The organism is Ruixingdingia sedimenti (genome assembly GCF_031432425.1).
Taxonomy (GTDB): Bacteria; Pseudomonadota; Alphaproteobacteria; order Rhodobacterales; family Rhodobacteraceae; genus Ruixingdingia; species Ruixingdingia sedimenti.
The window spans coordinates 22,390-41,393 of sequence record NZ_JAVKPH010000007.1; the positions used below are offsets into that span (position 1 = coordinate 22,390).

Below are 19,004 nucleotides of genomic sequence, written 5' to 3' on the forward strand. Positions count from 1 at the left end.
GTCAGCGCAGGCGGGGCCAGGGCAGGCCCGCGCCGGTTTCGGCAAAGACGATGGTGCCGCCAAGTGCCGGCCCGCCCGCGACGGACACCCAGCCCTCGCCCCGCACAAGGCCGGTGCCGCCCACCCGCCGCGCCAGCGTCGCCGCCGTGGCCGCCGCATCGCGCACCCGCAGCACATAGCCCGCGATCGCCGGCAGGGGCGGCAGATCCGTCAGCACCGGCGCCGCCGCCACCGCGGGCAACAGCACGATGCGCCCGGCCGCCAGTTCCAGCACACGGCCGGCCCCGGCCGCCACCGGCGCCACCCCGGTGAAGGCCCCGATCCGCGCCGCCGAATCCGCCGGATCGGGGACGACGAACACCACATCCTCCAGCGCCTCGGCCCCGTTGGCATGGGTCAGCCAGCGATCCTGCCACAGCAGGTCGGGCGTCTCGTGCCGCACCATGATCAGCCGCGCCTCGGGCATCTTGTCGCGCGGGGAAATGGCGAGGGTGAAGCGCGCCAGTTCCTCGCCCGCCTCGGTCGGCACCATGCGCTGGTAGTTCATGTTCGACGCCGGGCTGAACCCGGCCCCGTTCAGCCGTTCGGCCTGATACACCGGATCGGGCGACCCGAGCGCCAGCAGATGCAGCCCGACATGCCGCGCCAGCTGTTCCCGGAACGCCGCCACCTGCGCCGATCCGTCGAACAGCGCGCCAGAGATTTCCAGATACCCCCGCCCCGGCAGCATGATGCAATGGTTCGCCATGCCGGTTTCGGCCAGCACGCCCTCGGCATTCGGCGCCAGTTGCTTGGACCGCGGCGCAAGCGTGAACCCCAGTTGTTCCAGCCGCGCGGCGGCGGCATCGAGGTCGGCGGCGCTATGCGCGATATGATCGGGCCAGAGCGCATCGCGCGCAGTCGGCAGGGCTTCGCTCATCTGATCCCTCTTTGCTTGGCGCCGGCCCGCGCGACACGGGCCGGCAGTCTGTCATCAGCCGCGCCAGGCGTGCGCGAGCGAACCGAACGACCCGATCGCGCCCACCGTGTGGTCGTGCACATCGGCCTTCGACACGCTGGACCGGTTGGTGGCGATCATCGGCAGCGACGGCAGGTCTGTCATCACGATCCGCTGGAAATCGGCATAGAGCTGCTTGCGCTTGTCCAGATCCATCTCCAGCCGCGCGGCTTCGAGGATCTGGTCCACCTCGGGGTTGGCATAGCCGGACCCGTTGGAGAAGGCGACGCCCTCCTTGATGTTGGACGACACGAAGAAACGGTGCACCCCGATGGTCGGATCGGGGCCCGAGGTGCCGACGACGATGCTCATGTCGAAATCGCGCGCGGTGTAGATGCGCTTGACGAAGCCCGCCATGTCCGCGGTGCGGATGGTCAGGTTGATGCCGATCTGGCGGAACTGTTCGCGCATGTATTCGGATGCGCGCAGCGGTTCATCTCCCCAGGGCAGCGGGTCGATGGTCAGGTCGAACCGCAGGCCGCCGTTGCCGCGCGGATAGCCCGCCTCGTCCAGCAGTTCCTCGGCCTTCTTCAGATCGGGCGCATAGGTCGGCACGCCCTCGGCGGTATAGAAATCGGCCTGTTCCTGATGCAGCGGCCCCGTCGCGGCATAGCCGAAGCCGAACCAGACGTTTTCCAGCAGCCAGTTCATGTCCATCGCATGGGCGATGGCCTGCCGGACCTTGGGGTTGCTCAGGATCGGGCCGCGCAGGTTGAAGTCGATGAAGGCCATGCTGAGGATGGTCTCATACCCCTTCTGCGTGACCGCAAAGCCCGGATCCGCCTGCAACCGCAGCACGTCGAGCGGCGGGATCATGCTGAACGACACCAGATCGGCCTCGCCCGTTTCCAGCATCGCGGTGCGCGTCGCGCTGTCGGACACATAGCGGAACACGACGCGATCCAGATAGGGCTTGCCGGTATCCCAGTAGTCGGGGTTCCGTTCCATCACGATGCTTTCGCCGACGGTATATTCCACCAGCTTGAACGGCCCCGTGCCCACGGGTTTCGTGTTGTGCGGGTTCTGCATGATGTCGGTGCCCTGATACAGGTGCGCCGGCATCATCGGCGATTCCACCGCGTCGAGCGATTTCAGGATCGCCGGCGCCGGGCGGCTGAGCACCAGCACCGCGGTGTGGTCGTCGGGGGTTTCCACCGCCGTCACGGGTTCGAACGTCACGCGGCCGCGGCCGTGGTGGACCTTCAGGATCTCCATGAAGGTGAAGGCCACGTCCTTGGCGGTGAAGGGCGCGCCGTCGTGCCATTTCACCCCCTGCCGCAGGTTGAAGGTGATGCGCAGCCCGTCCTCGGATACCTCCCAGGATTCGGCCAGTGCCGGGCGCATGACCATGCCGAAGTCATAGTCCACCAGCCCGTCGAAGAACTTGGCCCCGAGGTTGGTTTCCGGCCCGGCGGTGGTGATCGCCGAGGTCAGGTAGGACGGCGGCGGCCAGGCCACCACGGTGACGATCCCGCCGGGCTTGGGATCGGCCGCCCATCCCTGCCCGGGCAGGGCCAGGGCGAGCGCGCCAAGGGCCGTGGTGCCGAGAAAGGTCCGGCGATGCATTCTAGTCGACAGGGCTGCCATGCGAACATCCTCCGAGGGGAACACCATGCGACCGCCCGGCAGGGGGGTAGCGGCTTGGAACCTGCCCCCGGGTCCAGCGCGTGCAGCCGTCACGTCAACATGCGTATGACATAGCTTTTATCGAGTCAACGTAAAGTTGGAATGACGAACTGTTATATGTCAGCCGCCGGAAGCGGGCCACAGCCTCCGGTTAAATATAATGTGCAATAGGTATTGTGCATATGTTGACACCACGCACGTTATATAATACGCAGGGCGGGACCGGCCGTCCCATGCCGCCGCCGCGGTGCGCCGGTCGGGCATGGCCGGCAATTCCGCAGGAAAAACATGGGCGAAGCACAGCATTCCGGTAACTTCGACGTCCTGCCGCCCGCGGCCGATGTCGTGATCGTCGGCGGCGGGATCGTCGGCGTCAGCACCGCCTATTTTCTGGCGAAGAAGGGCCTCTCGGTCGTCCTGTGCGAAAAGGGCGGGTTGGGCGAGGAACAATCCAGCCGCAACTGGGGCTGGGTGCGCAAGATGGGGCGCGACGTGCGGGAAATCCCGCTGATGATCCGCGCGATGGAGATCTGGAAGGATCTCAACGCCATCTGCGGCACCGAAACCGGTTTTCGCGTGCGCGGCATCACCTATTTCTTCGACAAGGAAGGCGACGCCGCCCGCTATGACCCCTGGATGAAGGCGGTCGCGCCCTACGATCTGGACACCCGGCTGATCGGGCAGGCGGAAATCGACCGCATCGCGCCGGGCGCCACGCACAAATGGGCCGGCGCGCTGCATACGCCCAGCGACGGTTTCGCCGAACCGCATCTGGCCACCCGCGCCATCGCCGCCGCCGCCCGCGCCGCCGGCGCCCATATCGTCGAGGCCTGCGCGGTGCGGGGGGTCGAAACCAGCGCCGGCACCATCAGCCATGCCGTCACCGAACGGGGCACCGTCCGCTGCAACGCGGTGGTGCTGGCGGGCGGGTCTTGGTCCACCTTCTTTGCCCGCAACATGGGCGTGCGCCTGCCGCAGATGAAGATCCTGTCGCAGGTCGCGCGCACCCGGCCGCTGACGGGCGGGCCCATCGGCTGCGGTTCCGGCCCCGGCTTCGGGTTCCGCCAGCGGCTGGATGGCGGCTACAACTTTTCCATGCGCGCGCTCAATCCGGTGGACATCACGCCGGACGGGTTCCGGTACTTCAAGGACTACATCCCGGCGCTGAAACACGAATGGCGCGGCATGCTGTTCCGTGTGGGCGAAGCCTCGGTGCGCGAAACGCTGACCGCGGCGCATTGGAAGCTCGACCAGCGCACGGTGTTCGAAAAGGTGCGCATCCTGCGGCCCAAGGCGTCGGACAAGGTGCTGAACCGGGCGCTGGCCAATATCCGGCGGATCTTTCCCCATCTGGGCGAAATCCAGGTGGCCGAACGCATGGCCGCATGGATCGACACCAGCCCCGACGCGATCCCGGTGATTTCCGGCGTGGACAGCCAGCCCGGCTTCTACATCGCCACCGGCTTTTCCGGCCATGGCTTCGGCCTCGGCCCGGCGGCGGGCGAGCTGATGGCCCAGATCGTCGCGGGCGAAACCCCGATGGTCGACATCACGCCCTTCCGCCACAGCCGCTTCATCGACGGTTCGCCCATCGAGCATTGGCCGGTAGCCTTCTGATCCCGTGGACCGGCGCGCGCGGGCGGGGCATAATCGGCCCATGCTGCTGTGCCGCGCCTGCCTGACCCTACACGATGCGCCGGGCCCGCGCTGCCCGGCCTGCCGGTCGCCGCGCGTCACGCTGCATGCGGAACTTACCGCGCTCTCCATCGCGCATATCGACTGCGACGCCTTCTATGCCAGCGTGGAAAAGCGCGACGACCCCACCCTGCGCGACCGCCCGGTGATCGTCGGCGGCGGCCAGCGCGGGGTGGTATCGACCTGCTGTTATATTGCACGGATCAACGGCGTACGGTCGGCCATGCCGATGTTCCAGGCGCTGAAGCTCTGCCCCGAGGCGGTGGTGATCAAGCCCCGGATGGCGGTCTATGCCGAGGTTTCGCGCGCCATCCGGGGGATGATGGAGGATCTGACCCCCGCCATCGAACCCCTGTCGCTGGACGAGGCGTTTCTGGATCTGACGGGTACCGAACGGCTGCACGGCGCGGCGCCCGCGCTGATGCTGGCGCGGCTGGTCGCGCGGATAGAGGCGGATCTGGGCGTCACCGCCTCGGTGGGGCTCTCGCACAACAAGTTCCTCGCCAAGATCGCGTCGGACCTCGACAAGCCCCGGGGGTTTTCGGTGATCGGGCGGGCGGAAACCGATGCCTTTCTGGAAACGAAACCCGTGCGCATCATCTGGGGCGTGGGGCTGGCGACGCAGGGCGCGCTGGAACAGGCCGGCATCCGCACCCTCGCCGACCTGCGCCGGTGGGACCATGGGGACCTCGTGGCGCGCTTCGGCCAGACGGGCGAGCGGCTCTATCACCTTGCGCGCGGGCAGGATACGCGCCGCGTCAATGCCCATGCGCCGGTCAAGTCGATTTCCAAGGAAACCACCTTCAACGAGGATACCGCCAATGCCGACCTGCTGGACGGCCATCTGTGGCGGCTGGCCGAACAGGTGGCCGACCGCGCCAAGGCCAAGGCGCTGGCGGGGCGGACGGTGACGCTGAAACTGAAACGCGCCGACCACCGGATCGTGACGCGCCGCACCACCCTGCCCGCCCCCACCCAGATCGCCGACCGGATCTATCGCACCGCGCGGGTGCTGTTCGACGGCGGCGCGGCGCAGGCGGGGCCGTTCCGGCTGATCGGGGTGGGGCTGTCGGACCTGACGCCCGAAAGCGCCGCCGACACCACCGGCGACCTGCTGGACCCCGGCGCAGGCCGCCGGGCGGCGGCGGAACGGGCGACCGACGCCATCCGCGCCCGGTTCGGCGCGCAGGCGATCATCAAGGGCCGCGCGCTGCGCTAGGTCACCGACTCCTATTGCCTCAAGCAGATGCGTATAGCGGCGAGGTGGACGGAAGCGAGGAAGTTTTCGTCGGTCTTGTCGTATCGGGTGGCGACTGCGCGGAAGTGCTTCAGCTTGTTGAAGAACCTCTCGACAAGATTGCGCCTGCGATAGAGTGTCCGATCAAAGGCCGGGATCCGCTTGCGGCCCGGCATCGGCTTGATGTTGGCCACCGCGCCCCGCGCCGCCAGGGGCTCGCGCAGATAGTCGGCGTCATAGCCGCGGTCCGCCAGCAGGGTCTGGCCCGGCCCCACCGTGCCCAGCATGTCCACCGCCGAGCGTCCGTCATGGGCCTGTCCGGCGGTCAGCTTCAGCCGGATCGGTCGGCCCGCCGCATCCACCAGAGCGTGGATCTTCGTCGTCAGCCCGCCGCGCGAGCGACCCATGCGATCGGATCGCCCCCCTTTTTCGGGCCATTCGCCCCGTGCTGGTGAACCCGGATCGAGGAGGAGTCGATCATCTGGACATCGCCATTGTAAGCCTCTGACACGGCTTGCAGAATGCGCGCCCAATGGCCGGCCCTGCGCCAGCGGTTGAAGCGGTTCACGCAGGTCGTATAGGGCCCGTAACGCGCTGGAATGTCGGCCCAGGGCGCACCCGTCCTCAACCGCCAGAAGATGCCGTTCAGCACCCGCCAGTCATCCACACGCTTCACCCCCCGCACCTTCGTCGGCAGCAGAGGCTGAATCACCGACCACTCGAAATCCGTCAGATCAAAGCGACCCATGACCACCTCCCCACCCGCGGGAAGTGAATCACAGCCCCCGAAGATTGGGAATCCCATTTATGGGTATGTGACCTAGGGCGGATTACCCCCTTCGGGCCGGGCGGGAGAAGGAAACGCACTGCGTTTCCCCGCCCGTCGCGCGACGGCGCCACTGGAAACGGAGATGCCGGGAAAACTGGATAGGCCGGCGCCTGCCCCGGCGGGCGAGAAGCGCCCGCCATGGGCGGGGCGGGCGCTGGCCGGGGGCTTGGGGCCCCCGGCCGGGGCAACGCTATCTGCACCGCGATGGCGAAGGCACGCGCCTTCGCCAGACAGAGCGGCGGAGCTGAACCCGGCCTATTCCGCCGCCAGCGCCTCGGCCCCGCGGCCGAAGGCGGTGATTTCCGCCACCACCCCGGCCAGCCGGGCGCGGATTTCCGCGAAACCCGGCCCCGGGGCCACGCGGGTTTCATCCATGTAGAGCGCGCGGTCGATTTCCACCTGCACCACATGCTGCCCGCGCGACGGCCGGCCATAGGCCTGCGCCACATAGGCCCCGGCGAAGGGGTTGTTGCGCGCCACGCGGAAGCCGGCCCGCGCGAACGCCCCCTCGACCAGATCCATCACCTCGGCCGAGGCGGTGGCGCCGAAACGGTCGCCCAGAACCACCTCTGGCGCGGGCCGCCCCGGGCGGGCATGGGCGGCGATCGCGTCATGCGGCATGGAATGACAGTCGATCAGCAGCGATTCGCCAAACACCGCGCGGCTTTCGTCGATCAGCCCCTGCAAGGCGGCATGATAGGGCTGCCAGACCTGCACGATCCGCGATTCCGCCTCTGCCAGCGTCAGGCGGCCGCTGTAGATCTGCCGCCCGTTGGCCACCACCCGCGGGATCACCCCCAGCCCCGAACTGACCCGGGGGTTGAGCCCGCCGCGCCGCACGCCCTCGATCAGCGCGGGGTCCAGTTCATCCGCCGCGCGGTTCAGGTCCACCCAGGCGCGCGGCAGACGCGCGGCCAGCAAAGGCGCGCCCAACCGCGGCGCATCGGCGAAAAGCGCATCGACAAAGGCATCCTCGGACGACCGGATGGCGAGCCCGTCCAGCAGGCTTGCCGTCAGCAGCGCCGCCGGATAGTCGCGCCCCGAATGCGGCGAGGCAAAGATCGCCGCCGTCGTCCGCGCCGCGGGAAGAAACAGGTCATAGGCCGCTGCCGACATCGCCATCCTCCATCCCGAAGGTATAGCCGGATTGCCCGCGGCCCCGAAAGCCTGTTTGGTCATGCGGTTGCGCGGCGTCATGCGGCGGGGAATTCGCGCGGCCGCACATCCGGCCCCCTTGAACAGCGCCGCGACTCCCTCTATAGACCCTCCACCGACGCGGTACTGCCTGCGCCATTCGGCAAGGGCGGGAATGCGGCACGGGCGCGTAGCTCAGCGGTAGAGCACTACGTTGACATCGTAGGGGTCACAGGTTCGATCCCTGTCGCGCCCACCATCCGCCCTTCGGGGCATGTCATTTGGGAAGGCGCACCTGCGCCGCGAAAGGAGAGGACCGATGAAGGTTGCGAACTCGCTCCGCTCGCTCAAGCAGCGTCATCGCGATTGCCAGGTCGTGCGCCGCAAGGGCCGCGTCTACGTGATCAACAAGACGCAGAAGCGCTACAAGGCCCGTCAGGGCTGATCGCGCACCGTCTTGGGCGAAATACCAAAGGCCGCCGGTTTCCCGGCGGCCTTTTGCGTTGTTCCCGCCGCGCGGGGGCGCCCCGTCAGGGCCCGCCCGCCTCGTTTTGCACCGGCGGAAGCCGCCGCTGTTCGGGATCGGCCTGCGGCGGTTGGCCCTGCCCGGGCGGCGTGGCGCGCGGGCGGTCGGCCGCGGGCGGATCGGGGTTGCGGCCCGGCCCCCGCACCTGCGGCGGGCGGGGTTCGGGCACCAGCCCCGGCGCCTCGCGCGGGGGGGTTGCCGCGGTCAGGCGGGCGATGCGCTGCTTGGCCTCCTGCGCGAAGGCGCCTTGCGGGAACTGGCGCAGATAGCCCTCGTAGGCCGCCACCGAATCGCCGTTGCGCGCCGCGGTCCACGCGGCCCTGTCCGCCGCGCGTTGCTGCTGTTGGCGGTCCTGCTGTTGCTGTTCCCGCTGCTGGCCCTGTTCCAGCACGGCGATGCGCTGGCGGGCGGTGTCGGCATGCACGCCGCGCGGGAATTCCGCCAGATAGCCGCGATAGCCCTGCAAGGTGTTGAGCGCATCCACACGTTCCCATGCCGCCTGTTCGCGCGCGGTTTCGCGCGATGCCGCGTCCTGCTCGCCCTGCAAGCGTTCCATCCGCTGGCGGGCCTCTGCGGCATGCGGCCCCCGGGGCCAGTCCGCCAGATAGGCGCGGTAGGCATCCGCCGTGTCGCGGTTGCGGGCGCGGTCCCAGGCCGCCTGTTCGCGGGCGGTGTCGTTCTGGCTGCTCAACTGTTCGATCCTCTGGCGGGCCTGCGTCACATGCGCCCCGCGCGGCCAGTCGGCCAGATAGGCGCGATAGCCCTCGACCGTATCGCGCTGGATCGCGCGTTCCCAGGCGGCGGCTTCGCGGGCGGCGTCGTTCTGGCCGCCCTGCAACTGGTCGATCCGCCGGCGGGCCTGATCGGCATGGGCGCCGCGCGGGAAATCCGCCAGATAGGCGCGGTAGGCATCCACGGTGTCGCGCTGCTCTGCGCGTTGCCACGCCACCCGTTCGCGCGCGCCGTCATCGCGGCTTTCCAGAACCTCGATCCGGTTGCGCGCCTGATAGGCATGGATCCCGCGCGGCCAGGCGGAAAGGTAGTCGCGATAGGCGGCCACCGTGTCGATGTTGCGCGCCCGGTCCCAGGCGGCGTGATCGCGCGCGTCGCTGCCCCCCTGAAGCGCGGCGATCCGCGCCCGGGCGTTCGCGGCAAAGGCCCCGCGCGGGTGTTGTTGCAGATATTGCTGATACGACTGCACAGTGTCGTAGTAGAGCGCCCGGTCCCAGTCGGAACGGTCGCTGCGGTCGTCGTCGCGGTCGCTGGCCAGCACGGCGAGGATCGCCAGCGCCGTCGCCGCGAACAGCCCCGTCGGGAAACGGTCCAGATAGGCCCGCGCCCCGGCGGCGGTGCCAAGGGCGCCGGTCTGGTCCCAATAGGCCCGCTCATCCGGCCGCTGGTCCTGCCGCGCGCGCACCGCGCCCGCCTCCGACCGCAGCCGGGCGATCTGCGCGCTGTCCACATAGCCCGTCGCGGGCAGGCCCGAGGCCCGCTGCCACGCCGTGATCGCCGTGCGGGTGCCCGCACCGAAGATGCCGTCCACGCCCCGGGTGTTGTAGCCGAGCGTCACCAGATCCTCCTGGATCGCCCGGCGCGAATCGCGGCTCAGCGTCAGCGCGGCCTCTGCCCGTTCGGCGATGCGCACGGGATCGTTCGCCAGCCGGTCGCGGGCAAGGCGCGCCTCTGCGGCATGGGCGCCGTTCGGCCAGGCGGTCAGAAAGCGGTCGTAGGCATCCGGCGTCCCCGCGGCGCGCGCGGCGTTCCAGTCGCGCAGTTCCAGTTCGGCCTGTGTCGGCGCAGGCGCAGGGGTGGTGTCGCGCGCGGGCGGGTAATAGCCGTCCACGGTCAGGAAGGGCGCCTGCCGCGACAGATACCCCTCGCCCGTCAGATCGGCGCGCGAGGCAAGCGCGGTGGCCGGCACCGTACCGCGGCGCAACAGCTGATCACGGGCAAAGGCCACCACAGGGGCCACCGGGCCGCGGATCACCGTCACGCCCTCCGGCACCTCCAGCGCGCCCGCACCGGGCGACAGGCCGGCGGCCAGCGGCACCTCTGCCGCCGTTTCGCCCAGCAACACCACCGCGCCCCCTTCGGGTGCGGCGGCGGCGATTTCCATCACGGCGGCAAGGTCGATCCCCTGCCCGCCCACGCCGGCAAGGCCGGGCCGGTCGGCATCGGCGCCCAGAAACCAGTTGCCGCTGGCGGAATGGGCGAACCGCCCCGCCAGCAGGATCAGGATCCGCGACGCGGGTTCGCCCTCGGCATGCACGCCTTCAAGCAGGTCCCGCATCCGCGCGGTGGTCATGTCGCCCCCCGCCCAGACCCCGAACCCCGCGGCCTGCAACCCGGACACCAGCCCCGGCGCATCCGGTTCCGCCCGGGCCTGCGTCGTGGGCGCATCGCCGTTCACCACCACCATCGCGCGCATCTGCGCAAAGGCGGGGGCAGCCATCGTCAGCATCAGCAGAAAGGCCAGAACACGCATGCATCCCCCCATTCGCACTGCGCCCGGCCTGCCCGTCGCGGACAGCCGACCGCCATCAACGAATGTAGTAACCCACGGCTTCCGCACAATGTTCCCGCGCGGGCGGGCGGAAAATCGGCGCAAGATCGCCGGGGGGCATTCAGCCCGCGGGGGTTTCCTGCTGACGCACCGGCGTGCCGCGCGGCAGGCTGCGCGTCATCTGCACCAGCGCCAGCCGCGCCCCCAGACCCACCGCTAGGCCGATCCCCGACAGCGCCAGCACCGTCATCCCCACCGCCTGCCCGGTGACAAGCCCGATCACGGCCAGCCCGCCGAAAATCCAGAACGCGGAAAAGCCCACGGTGCAGGCGATGGCGCAGAATTTCTTCATTCTTTCCTCCCGGGCGCGGTGCTGCGCCGTTTTGCCGCAGAGTTAAGATTGTCGCAGGGGGCGAGTCAACACGCATTCATAACCGGGAATTCATCCGGCGCGGCGCACCGGGCCTTGGTCGCGCCGCGCCCCGATGCTAGGCATTGGGGCGGAGGACCTCATGCCGCTGACCGATGACGCACGCGACGGCCTGATCCGCGCCGGGTTGAACCTGATCCAGCAGGGCCTGTCGATCTTCGACAGCGACCTGCAACTGGCGGTCTGGAACCGCCGGTATCAGGAGATGTTCCAGCTTCCCGACCGCTTCGTCACCATCGGCGCGGGGCTGGAGGACACCGTGCGCTTCCTTGCCGAACGGGGCGAATACGGGCTGGATCGCAGCGTGGAAGAGATCATCCGCTGGCGCATGGCCAAGACGCGCGAAACCGCGCCGCACTACATGGAACACGCCCGCCCCGACGGCCGCTGGATCGCCATCGAGGCCTCGCCCCTGCCGCAGGGGGGCCTTGTCACCGTCTATACCGACATCACCGAGATCAAGCTGCAAGAGGCCCTGCTGCGCACCCGGTCCGAGGTGCTGTCGGATCAGCTTCTGGCGCATGCCGAACGGCTGGGCCACGCGAACCGCGAACTCGCGGCGCAGTTTTCCGCGCTTCAGGCCACCAAGCGCGAACTGACCGAGATCGAATCGCGCACCCGCCTGACGACCGAAATGATGCCGGCCCATATCGCGCATCTCGACCGCAACCTGCGCTACACCTTTTCCAACCGGCGGCTCGGCAAGGTGCTGCCGGGGCGGCCCTCGGACATCGTGGGCCGCGATTGCGTCGATGTCCTGGGCGAGGGCGCCTTCGCGCAACTGGAGGCCAACCTGCGCCTCGCGCTGGACGGCGAGCCGAGCGCGTTCGAATTCACCGACCCGGTGACGGGCCGGCGCATCCGTTCGGCCTTCACCCCCGACCGCATCGGCGAGGGGCCGATCAACGGCGTCTACGTCCTGTCGATGGACGTGACGCAAGAGGCGCTGGCCCGCGAGGCGCTGACCCAGACCCGCAAGCGCGAGATGGCGGCGCAACTGACCTCGGGTCTGGCGCATGATTTCGGCAACCTGCTGACGATCATCCTCGGGTTGCAGACGCGGCTGGACCGCATGGACCTGCCGGCCCCGGCCCGCGATCTGGTGCAGGCGACGCTGGCGGCGGCGCGGCGCGGCGGCGTGCTGCTGGACCGGATCGGATCCATCGCCGGGCGGCGGTCGCTGCGGCAGGCGCCGGCGGAACTGGCCGTGGTGATCGAAGAGGCCGCGGTGCTGGCCCGCGGCACCCTGCCCGACCATATCCGGCTCGAGGTCGGGCCGGTGCCGGTGCGGGGGCGGCATCTGCTCGACACCGGGGCGTTGCAGGATTCGCTGGTCAACCTGATCCTGAACGCGCGCGATGCGATGGGCGCGGCGGGCGGGACGATCCGGCTGGAAACCGGCCTGACGGCCGACGGCGGGGTCGAAATCGCGGTCAGCGACGACGGCCCCGGTTTCAGCCCCGAGGCGCTGGACCATGCGCTCGACCCGTTCTTCACCACCAAGGGGGGCGAGGGCTCGGGCCTCGGGCTCGCCATGGTGAACGACCACCTCAAGATCGCCGGCGGCACGGTGGACCTGTCGAACCGCCCCGGCGGCGGCGCGCGCGTGGCCCTGCGCATGCCCTTGCGCCCGGCCGCGCCGGTACAGGACCGCAGCCGCATGGTGATGCTGGTCGAGGACGTGGACGAGATCCGCGAATCGGTGCGCGGCATGCTGCGCAGCCTCGGCCACCGCGTGATCGAGGCCGCCAGCGCCGAAGAGGCACTGGACCTCGCCGACCTGCCGGGCATCGACACCGTGCTGAGCGACATCATGCTGCCCGGCGCCATGACCGGGGTGGATCTGGCCGAAACGCTGACCGCCCGCGGCCTGCCGCTCCAGATCTGCCTGATGACATCGCTGCCGCAGCAACACCCGCTGCGCCAGCGCGCCGAGGCGCGGTTCCCGCTGCTGCCCAAACCCTTCGACGCGCCGGCGCTGACCGCGGCCCTCGCCGCGCTGCCGCCGCCTTCCTCCACCGCCCCCGGCACCTCGACGGAACCCGCCCATGCCCAATGACCTGAGCGCAACGCTGCTGCCCCATGTCGCCATCCTCGACGACGAGGCCGACATCCGCCGGATCCTTGCCGCCACGCTGGAAGAAGCGGGCTATCACGTCACCACCCATGCCAGCGCCGCCGAATTCGAGGCCGCCCTGGCCGACGGCACGCCCGAGGTCTGCCTGGTGGACCTGGGCCTGCCCGACAGCGACGGGCTGGCGGTGGTGCACCGGCTGGCGCTGGAATCGGGGGCGACGATCATCATCATCTCGGGCCGCGCGCAGGTCGAGGACCGGGTGGCCGGGCTGGAACTGGGCGCGGACGACTACATCATCAAGCCGTTCGAACCCGCCGAGGTCGTCGCCCGCATCCGCGCCCGCCTGCGCAAGGCCCCCCGGCCGGGCGCCGGGCGCAGCGGGCAGGTGGTGCGCTTCGCCGGCTGGCGGGCGGATTTCGACCGCTACATGCTGATCGGCGGCGACGGGATGGAAACCCCCTTCAGCCATGCCGAGGGCGAGGTGCTGCGGCTGTTCCTCGACAACCCCAAACGGCTGCTGTCCCGCGCGCAGATGCAGGAGGCGCTCGGCGGCACCGCGGGCGAAAGCTTCGACCGCGCGATGGATGTGCGCGTGTCGCGCCTGCGCACCAAACTGGGCGAGGATCCGCGCAACCCCCGGCTGATCAAGACGATCTATGGCGCGGGGTATATCTTCCTCGGCGACGTGGACTGGGACTGAGAGGGCCGCGCCGCGGGCCAGCCCCCGGACCCCCGGGATATTTGGGCCAGCCTGAAGAACAGTACATTCCAGCACGAAAGGCGCGGTCTGCATCTTCAGGCTGGACTTGAATATCCCCGCCGAAGGCCCCTGCACGCTCCACCCGCACCGCCGCCGGGCGGAGGGATTTCCCTGCTCATTTTCTGTCCATAAATATCCCGGGGTCCGGGGCAGCGCCCCGGCGCCCACCTCGCCGCAACGGCATCAGAAGTCGATCGCCAGCCCCTTGCGTTCCCAATCGCCGTAACGGACCGGCTCTGGCCCCTCGCGGCCGCCGAGTTCGGGCGGCAGGTCCAGCGCGCGGGCCTTGCGGCGGCGTTCCTCTGCCTCGGCCAGCGCGCGGCGGGCGGCGGGCGGCAGGTCGGGGCGCGGTTCGGCGTTCGGGGTGGCGGGATCGGTGTCGGACATCTGGGCCCCCTGCGGTTGCGGCGTTCCTTGTCTCGGCTGCCCGCGTGATATACCCGGGGGGCGGATCAGGCAAGGCGGGGCGCGCGGGATGGCGCAAGGGGTTGCGGCGCGGCGGGCGGCGCTGGCGGTGCTGGGGCAGGTGCTGGGGGCGCGGCGGCTTCTGGCCGATGTGCTGGCCGATGCGGCGGGGCCGCTGGCGGATCTGGCGGCAGAGGACCGGGCGCGCGCGCAGCGGCTGGCGCTGGCCACCCTGCGGCGGCTGGAACCTGCGGATACTGTCCTCGCCCCCCTTTTGCGCAAGCCCCCGCCCGCCATGCTGCGCAACCTGCTGCGGCTGGCGGTGGTGGAACTGGCCGAACGGCCCGCCGACGCGCATGGCATCGTCAACGCCGCCGTCGCCATCGCCCGCGGCAACCGGGCCACCGCCGCGCAGGCGGGATTCGTGAACGCGGTGCTGCGCCGGGTGGCGGAAATGGAGGCGCCCCTTGCCGCCCTGCCGCCGCAGCGTCTGCCGCCCTGGCTGCGCACGCCGTTGCGCAGCACCTGGGGCCGGGCCGCCGTCGCGGGGATCGAGGCCGCGCATGCGGCAGGCGCGCCGCTGGACCTGACGCCGCGCGACCCTGCGCAGGCGGCGGAATGGGCCGAACGGCTCGGCGCCGACCTGTTGCCGACCGGCAGCCTGCGGCTGGCGGCGGCGGGGCAGGTGTCGGCCCTGGCGGGCTATGACGGCGGCGACTGGTGGGTGCAGGATGCCGCCGCCGCGATCCCGGCGCGGCTGCTGGCGCCCGCGCCGGGCGAACGGGTGCTGGACCTTTGCGCCGCCCCCGGGGGCAAGACGATGCAACTGGCGGCGGCGGGCGCGCGGGTGACGGCGCTGGACATATCCGCCGCCCGCATGGCGCGGGTGGCGGAAAATCTGGCGCGCACCGGGCTGGCGGCGGACTGCGTGGCGGCCGATGCGCTGGTCTGGGAACCCGCGCAGCCCTTCGACGCCGTGCTGCTGGATGCCCCCTGTTCCGCCACCGGCACGATTCGCCGCCACCCCGACCTGCCTTTCGTCAAGGATGCCGCCGGGATCGCCGATCTGGCCGCCCTTCAGGCCCGGCTCATCGACCGCGCGCTGGCATGGCTGCGCCCGGGCGGGCGGCTGGTGTTCTGTACCTGCTCGATCCTGCCCGAAGAGGGCGAGGGGCAACTGGCCGCCGCCCTTGCCCGCCATCCGCTGGAGGTGGAGGTGGAGGACGCGATGCCCCCGGGCGCGGACCCCGCATGGCGCGCGAAGGGCGGCGGGTTGCGGCTGCGGCCCGACATGTGGGCCGACCGGGGGGGCATGGACGGGTTCTTCATGGTCCGGCTGCGGCGGCGCGCCTGATTGAAACGGTGACAGGAACGGGCCGCGCCGCTATGGTTCCCGCGGCAGAAAGCGGGGGGCAAACCCGCCGGGGCAGGGCAATGGCGGAGACGGAACAGGCATCACAGCCCGGGCAGGACGCGCCGCAACCCGGCCTGCGCGACCGCATCGCCGCATGGCGCGCGGGGCTTGGCCGGCCGGCGGTGGGATTCGTCGCGCAGCCCGAACCGCGCACCATCGGCATGGTGGCGCGGGGGCGGCAGTTGCTGGCCGGCAATTTCCTGCTGGCCGGCGTGCTGGTCGAGGCGCCGGGCCTGTCGCTGTGGGATGTGCCCGCACCGGAACCGGGCTTCACGGCGGCGGCGCAGGGCTTCGGCTGGCTCGACGATCTGGCGGCGGTGGCCGATCCGCAGGCGCGCACGCGGGCGCAGGACTGGCTGTTCGACTGGATCGACCGTTACGGCACCGGGCAGGGGCCGGGCTGGGTCCCCGACCTGACGGGGCGGCGGCTTGTCCGCTGGATCAACCATACCGCGCTCTTGTTGCAGGGCCGCGACCGGGCAGAGGCCGACCGCTATTATACCGCCCTGACCCGGCAGGCCCGGTATCTGGCCCGCCGCTGGTCCGCCGCCGCCCCCGGCCTGCCGCGGTTCGAGGCGCTGGCGGGCCTGACGCGCGCGGCGCTGTCGCTGGACGGGCTGTCGCCGCTGGTGGATCCGGCGGTGGCGGCGCTGGCGCGCGAATGCGGGCAGGAAATCGACGCGCAGGGCGGCATCCCCACCCGCAACCCCGAGGAACTGCTGGAGGTGCTGACCCTTCTGACCGGGGCGGCGCAGGCGCTGGCAGAGGCGGGCCAGTCCGCGCCCACCGCGCTGCACGACGCCATCGCCCGCATCGCCCCCACGCTGCGCGCGCTGCGCCATGCCGACGGGGGGCTGGCCCGGTTCCACGGCGGCGGAAGGGGGATGGAGGGGCGGCTCGACCACGCGCTGGCGGAATCGGGGGTGCGGGCGCTGGCGGCAAGCGGGCCGGCGATGGGCTATCTGCGCCTGTCGGGCGGGCGGACCAGCATCATCATCGACGCCGCCGACCCGCCCGGCGGGGGCGCGGCGGGAGGCGCCCATGCCTCGACCCTTGCGTTCGAACTGACCTCGGGCCGCCGGCCGGTGGTGGTCAGCTGCGGGTCGGGCCTGCCCTTCGGGGTGGACTGGGCGCTGGCGGGGCGCGCCACGGCCTCGCATTCCACGCTGGCGATCGACGGCTTTTCGTCGTCGCGCATGGGCCCGGGCCGGGGCCGCGCGCGGCTGGCGCTGGAGGATCGCGCGCATGTCATCCACCTGCGCCAGACGGCGGGCAACGGCGGGCATGCGGTGGTTCTGGGCCATGACGGCTGGTCGCAGACCCACGGGCTGACCCATGTCCGCGCGCTGGAACTGTCGAACGACGGCCGCAGGCTGGCGGGCGAGGATACGCTCGGCGCCGCGACCACGACGGAACGCAAGCGGTTCGACACGGTGATGGAACAGATGCGGCTGGCGGGCGTGCCCTTCGCCGTGCGGTTCCACCTGCACCCGGATGTGGACGCGGCACTCGACATGGGCGGGACCGCGGTGTCGCTGGCGCTGAAAAGCGGCGAGATCTGGGTGTTCCGCCATGACGGCGCGGGGCGGCTGTCGCTGGAACCCTCGGTCTATCTGGAAAAGGGGCGGCTGGCCCCGCGGGCGACAAAACAGATCATCCTTTCGGGTAGGGTGCTGGATTATGCCGCACAGGTGGGGTGGACCTTGGCGAAAGCGCAGGATACGCCGCTGGCCATCCGCGATCTCGACCGGGACGACCCGGTCATCTGAGGAGGCAGAGCCATGACCAACCTCGTGCCGATCGGCCGCGCGCTGATCTCGGTTTCCGACAAGACCGGCCTGGTCGATTTCGCCCGCGCGCTCGCCGCACGGAGGGTCGAGCTGATTTCGACCGGCGGCACCTCGCTGACGCTGCGCACGGCGGGGCTGAAGGTGCGCGATGTGGCGGATGTGACGGGCTTTCCCGAAATGATGGACGGCCGGGTCAAGACGCTGCATCCGATGGTACATGGCGGTCTGCTGGCGCTGCGCGACGACGACGAACATCTGGTGGCGATGGCCGCCCACGGGATAGAGCCCATCGACCTGCTGGTGGTGAACCTCTACCCGTTCGAGGCGACGGTGGCCAAAGGCGCCGATTACGACACCTGTATCGAGAACATCGACATCGGCGGCCCGGCGATGATCCGCGCCGCGGCCAAGAACCACAAGTTCGTCACCGTGGTGACGGACCCCGAGGATTACGCGACCCTGCTGGACCAGCTTGCCGCCCATGACGGCGCCACCGGCTATGCCTATCGCCAGCGGCAGGCGCAGATCGCCTATGCCCGCACGGCGGCCTATGACGCGGCGGTTTCCACCTGGATGGCGGGCGCCATCGGCCAGCCCGCCCCGCGCCGCCGCGCCTTTGCCGGAACGCTGGCGCAGACGCTGCGCTATGGCGAAAACCCGCATCAGGCGGCGGCCTTCTACCTTGACGGGTCGGACCGGCCCGGGGTGGCGACGGCGAAGCAGTGGCAGGGCAAGGAACTCAGCTACAACAACATCAACGATACCGATGCGGCCTTTGAACTGGTGGCCGAATTCGACCCCGCCCAAGGCCCCGCCTGCGCCATCATCAAGCACGCCAACCCCTGCGGCGTGGCCCGCGGCGCGACGCTGGCCGAAGCCTATGCAAGGGCCTTCGACTGCGACCGCACCTCGGCCTTCGGCGGCATCATCGCGCTGAACCAGATGCTGGATGCCGACACCGCCCGCAAGATCACCGAAATCTTCACCGAGGTCGTCATCGCCCCCGAGGCCACGCCCGAGGCGCGAGAGATCTTTGCCGCCAAGAAGAACCTGCGCCTGCTGACCACCGGCGCGCTGCCCGATGCGCAGGCCGGCGGGCTGGCGTGGCGGCAGGTGGCGGGCGGGTTTCTGGTGCAGGACCGCGACGTTTCCGCCATCACCGCGGCCGACCTGAAGGTGGTGACGAAACGCGCCCCCACCGAACAGGAACTGAAAGACCTGATGTTCGCCTGGAAGGTCGCCAAACACGTCAAGTCGAACGCCATCATCTATGTCCGCGACGGCGCCACCGTCGGCGTCGGCGCAGGCCAGATGAGCCGCGTGGACAGCACCCGCATCGCCGCCCGCAAGGCGCAGGACATGGCAGAGGCATTGGGCCTGCCGAGGCCCCTGACGCAAGGGTCGGTCGTCGCGTCCGATGCGTTCTTCCCCTTTGCCGACGGGCTGATTTCCGCGGCAGAGGCCGGGGCGACCGCCATCATCCAGCCGGGCGGATCCATGCGCGACGCCGAGGTGATCGCCGCCGCCGACGAACGCGGCCTTGCCATGGTCTTTACCGGCCAGCGGCATTTCCGGCACTGA

The 19,004-nt window shown here is 70.4% G+C and carries 14 protein-coding genes, 1 tRNA gene and 1 pseudogene; 9 read left to right on the forward strand and 7 right to left on the reverse strand.

Annotated features, from left to right (window positions below):
- Position 1 precedes the first annotated feature (1 nt).
- A complete protein-coding gene (locus tag RGD00_RS08160) occupies positions 2–919 on the reverse strand; it encodes a VOC family protein (RefSeq protein ID WP_310456822.1) in 918 nt (305 codons plus the stop codon).
- 54 nt (positions 920–973) lie between these two features.
- Positions 974–2,584, reverse strand: a complete 1,611-nt coding sequence (locus RGD00_RS08165) for an ABC transporter substrate-binding protein (protein ID WP_310456823.1) — start codon at positions 2,582–2,584, stop codon at positions 974–976.
- Between the two features lie 327 nt (positions 2,585–2,911).
- Here RGD00_RS08165 and RGD00_RS08170 point away from each other — a divergent pair, with 327 nt between their 5' ends.
- Both RGD00_RS08170 and RGD00_RS08175 read left to right on the forward strand, forming a co-directional pair.
- Positions 2,912–4,240: an NAD(P)/FAD-dependent oxidoreductase gene (locus RGD00_RS08170; RefSeq protein ID WP_310456824.1), complete on the forward strand. Its 1,329-nt coding sequence runs from the start codon at positions 2,912–2,914 to the stop codon at positions 4,238–4,240.
- Between the two features lie 40 nt (positions 4,241–4,280).
- Positions 4,281–5,537, forward strand: a complete 1,257-nt coding sequence (locus tag RGD00_RS08175; protein ID WP_310456825.1) for a DNA polymerase IV — start codon at positions 4,281–4,283, stop codon at positions 5,535–5,537.
- 11 nt (positions 5,538–5,548) lie between these two features.
- Here RGD00_RS08175 and RGD00_RS08180 read toward each other — a convergent pair.
- Together RGD00_RS08180 and RGD00_RS08185 are read right to left on the reverse strand one after the other, a co-directional pair.
- A pseudogene (locus RGD00_RS08180) lies at positions 5,549–6,360 on the reverse strand (IS5 family transposase).
- 279 nt (positions 6,361–6,639) lie between these two features.
- Entirely contained in the window at positions 6,640–7,500 is an 861-nt protein-coding gene (locus RGD00_RS08185; protein ID WP_310456971.1) for an N-formylglutamate amidohydrolase, read from the reverse strand.
- A gap of 202 nt (positions 7,501–7,702) precedes the next feature.
- Here RGD00_RS08185 and RGD00_RS08190 point away from each other — a divergent pair.
- Positions 7,703–7,777, forward strand: a tRNA-Val gene (locus RGD00_RS08190).
- Between the two features lie 60 nt (positions 7,778–7,837).
- Positions 7,838–7,963, forward strand: a complete 126-nt coding sequence (gene ykgO, locus RGD00_RS08195) for a type B 50S ribosomal protein L36 (RefSeq protein WP_310456827.1) — start codon at positions 7,838–7,840, stop codon at positions 7,961–7,963.
- Between the two features lie 85 nt (positions 7,964–8,048).
- On the opposite strand, the gene RGD00_RS08200 is transcribed toward ykgO, so the two are convergent.
- Entirely contained in the window at positions 8,049–10,529 is a 2,481-nt protein-coding gene (locus RGD00_RS08200; RefSeq protein ID WP_310456828.1) for a peptidoglycan-binding domain-containing protein, read from the reverse strand.
- A 139-nt stretch (positions 10,530–10,668) separates the two neighbouring features.
- Complete coding sequence (locus tag RGD00_RS08205; protein WP_310456829.1) at positions 10,669–10,899, reverse strand: hypothetical protein; 231 nt, start codon at positions 10,897–10,899, stop codon at positions 10,669–10,671.
- 160 nt (positions 10,900–11,059) lie between these two features.
- Between RGD00_RS08205 and RGD00_RS08210 the strand changes: the two genes are divergently transcribed.
- Positions 11,060–13,036 (forward strand): PAS-domain containing protein, encoded by a 1,977-nt coding sequence (locus RGD00_RS08210; protein WP_310456830.1) that lies wholly within the window; start codon positions 11,060–11,062, stop codon positions 13,034–13,036.
- Entirely contained in the window at positions 13,026–13,754 is a 729-nt protein-coding gene (locus RGD00_RS08215; protein WP_310456831.1) for a response regulator transcription factor, read from the forward strand. The genes RGD00_RS08210 and RGD00_RS08215 overlap by 11 nt, the downstream gene beginning before the upstream one ends.
- Before the next feature lie 243 nt (positions 13,755–13,997).
- Here RGD00_RS08215 and RGD00_RS08220 read toward each other — a convergent pair whose 3' ends face one another.
- Entirely contained in the window at positions 13,998–14,201 is a 204-nt protein-coding gene (locus RGD00_RS08220; RefSeq protein ID WP_310456832.1) for a DUF1674 domain-containing protein, read from the reverse strand.
- Positions 14,202–14,289: 88 nt separating this feature from the next.
- On the opposite strand from RGD00_RS08220, the gene RGD00_RS08225 reads away from it, so the two are divergent.
- The 3 genes from RGD00_RS08225 (at position 14,290) to purH (ending at position 19,004) form a co-directional block, all read left to right on the forward strand.
- Positions 14,290–15,573, forward strand: coding sequence for an RsmB/NOP family class I SAM-dependent RNA methyltransferase (locus RGD00_RS08225; RefSeq protein WP_310456833.1), 1,284 nt, complete (start codon positions 14,290–14,292; stop codon positions 15,571–15,573).
- Between the two features lie 80 nt (positions 15,574–15,653).
- A complete protein-coding gene (locus RGD00_RS08230; RefSeq protein ID WP_310456834.1) occupies positions 15,654–17,402 on the forward strand; it encodes a heparinase II/III family protein in 1,749 nt (582 codons plus the stop codon).
- A gap of 12 nt (positions 17,403–17,414) precedes the next feature.
- Entirely contained in the window at positions 17,415–19,004 is a 1,590-nt protein-coding gene (purH, locus tag RGD00_RS08235; protein ID WP_310456835.1) for a bifunctional phosphoribosylaminoimidazolecarboxamide formyltransferase/IMP cyclohydrolase, read from the forward strand.

Bases quoted from the DNA above. Each gene is read 5' to 3' on its own strand.
- RGD00_RS08160 (WP_310456822.1), bottom strand. From the start codon at position 919: ATGAGCGAAGCCCTGCCGACTGCGCGCGATGCGCTCTGGCCCGATCAT.
- RGD00_RS08165 (WP_310456823.1), bottom strand. From the start codon at position 2,584: ATGGCAGCCCTGTCGACTAGAATGCATCGCCGGACCTTTCTCGGCACC.
- RGD00_RS08170 (WP_310456824.1), top strand. From the start codon at position 2,912: ATGGGCGAAGCACAGCATTCCGGTAACTTCGACGTCCTGCCGCCCGCG.
- RGD00_RS08175 (WP_310456825.1), top strand. From the start codon at position 4,281: ATGCTGCTGTGCCGCGCCTGCCTGACCCTACACGATGCGCCGGGCCCG.
- RGD00_RS08185 (WP_310456971.1), bottom strand. From the start codon at position 7,500: ATGTCGGCAGCGGCCTATGACCTGTTTCTTCCCGCGGCGCGGACGACG.
- ykgO (WP_310456827.1), top strand. From the start codon at position 7,838: ATGAAGGTTGCGAACTCGCTCCGCTCGCTCAAGCAGCGTCATCGCGAT.
- RGD00_RS08200 (WP_310456828.1), bottom strand. From the start codon at position 10,529: ATGCGTGTTCTGGCCTTTCTGCTGATGCTGACGATGGCTGCCCCCGCC.
- RGD00_RS08205 (WP_310456829.1), bottom strand. From the start codon at position 10,899: ATGAAGAAATTCTGCGCCATCGCCTGCACCGTGGGCTTTTCCGCGTTC.
- RGD00_RS08210 (WP_310456830.1), top strand. From the start codon at position 11,060: ATGCCGCTGACCGATGACGCACGCGACGGCCTGATCCGCGCCGGGTTG.
- RGD00_RS08215 (WP_310456831.1), top strand. From the start codon at position 13,026: ATGCCCAATGACCTGAGCGCAACGCTGCTGCCCCATGTCGCCATCCTC.
- RGD00_RS08220 (WP_310456832.1), bottom strand. From the start codon at position 14,201: ATGTCCGACACCGATCCCGCCACCCCGAACGCCGAACCGCGCCCCGAC.
- RGD00_RS08225 (WP_310456833.1), top strand. From the start codon at position 14,290: ATGGCGCAAGGGGTTGCGGCGCGGCGGGCGGCGCTGGCGGTGCTGGGG.
- RGD00_RS08230 (WP_310456834.1), top strand. From the start codon at position 15,654: ATGGCGGAGACGGAACAGGCATCACAGCCCGGGCAGGACGCGCCGCAA.
- purH (WP_310456835.1), top strand. From the start codon at position 17,415: ATGACCAACCTCGTGCCGATCGGCCGCGCGCTGATCTCGGTTTCCGAC.